The 1773-nt window shown below is 48.7% G+C and carries 1 protein-coding gene; it reads left to right on the top strand.

Going from position 1 to position 1773, the window contains the following annotated elements:
- Window positions 1–1773: hypothetical protein (locus D0T51_RS11620; protein ID WP_163729488.1), on the top strand; the 1773-nt coding region annotated here is incomplete at both ends.

Raw genomic sequence — 1773 nt, 5'->3', positions numbered from 1 at the left:
CTGGATAGTTACCTGGATCCGGCTACCGTGAATACCACCTGGTTTACCTATACCTATAGTACGGATGGTGGAACCAATTATAGCCCGTTAACCAGCAGTGTGACATTAGCCACCGCAGTCGGCACAACAACCTATACGCTTCGTGCGCAGAATACGTTGACCGGCTCTTTGGAAGAAGCCACTACGGATGTAGTAATCACCGTGAACCCGGCCGTCGCTATCGGTACCGACCTGAATACCACGAAGGTGACCGAGACCATCAATCTCTCTCCAATAAGAACTGCCACCCTGACTGTTGTCGCAACCGGTACGGGTTATACCTACCAATGGTATAAATCTGCCACAAACGCTTATGCCGGCACGGCCATCACAGACGGTACGGCTTATGCCGGAGCGACTACCGAAGAGTTGACTATTACGTTCAATACCACGGATATAACCGGTTTCTACTACCTGGTCGTTACCGATGCCTGTGGCAATACCGTGAATAGTGCAATCAAAGAGATCGAAGCGATCGACAAACCGGATGATGTGGTGTTATTAACCACGACTGATAACCGCAAGGCTTGTCTGTTAACGGATGCCATTCCGGTAGAGTTTACATACTCGAATACATACAGTAATGGCGAGACTATCTGGTATAATAATGCAGATGATACAAGTACCGCCTATCCGTATACCGTGGGTAGCTCAACGATTGTGTTGAATAGCTGGGGAGATAATACGATCTATGTATGGGCAAAGAACCCGGGTGCGAGTGGAAACTTCTCCGACCAAGCAGATACCTATACGATCAACCTGACGCAGTATACAGCCGTCACTCTTGCCAATATCGCGGACATCGAACTGGAAGCCGCTGCCGGCGCCAATGCGACAGCGACGATCACCGCAACCGCTTCGGGGGATGCCGATCCATTAAGCGGTGCGTATACCTATAGCCTGTATGCCGGAACGAACCCGACAGCCGTAGACGGTCCGACAGCTGCAACAGGAGCGAACACCTTTGCCGGTCAGTCCGTAGCCGCTCCGGCCCTTACGTATACAACAGCCGATCATTTGGCGTATACATTCAAGGTCGTTGCAACAGGTGCTTGTAGCCCGGCCGCTGAAAAGACAGTGAATGTGAAGGTATATCCGACTCCGGTGGTAACGCTGGATGGTACGAAAGATGTTGCGTTCTGTAATGCAACAGCCATGACAATCAACTTGTGGAATTATCTGGATACTCCGAATGCTGTTTTATTCGATTACGAATACAGTGAAGACGGAACAACTTATAATTCATTGGCAAGTAGTACCACAGTCTCTGTCCCTGCAAATGGTACAGCTAAGACCATCAAACTGCGTGCGAAGAATAAGAAAGCTACTCCGACAGTCTCCACCGCTGTAGACCTTTCATTGACAGTCAACGTGCCGGTAACAGCCCTGGCGTTCGATCCTGCTGTAATCAACCTGGAAGGAGCTACTTCGACAACGATCACTGTTCCTGTTCCAACCGTTGGTACGAAAGATGCCAGTGGAAACTACAATTACATTCTGTATAATTCGGATAATACGCCGGCTGCATCTACGCAGACAACTAATGTATTTACAAGTATAGCCTTGACAGCCCCTCTGACTACTGAAAGTCATAGCAGTCAAAGTTATTACGCAACTATTCAGGGAGCATCAACTTGTAATGCAGTACCTACTCCGAACAATGTAACGGTCAATGTATATCCTGTACCAACCCTCAGCCTGGCAACTACAACAGATGCTTATTGTGAAGACAAT

This window comes from Parabacteroides sp. 52 (genome assembly GCF_010500925.1).
Taxonomy (GTDB): Bacteria; Bacteroidota; Bacteroidia; order Bacteroidales; family Tannerellaceae; genus QVMG01.
This window is presented reverse-complemented; position numbering and strand designations above follow the sequence as displayed.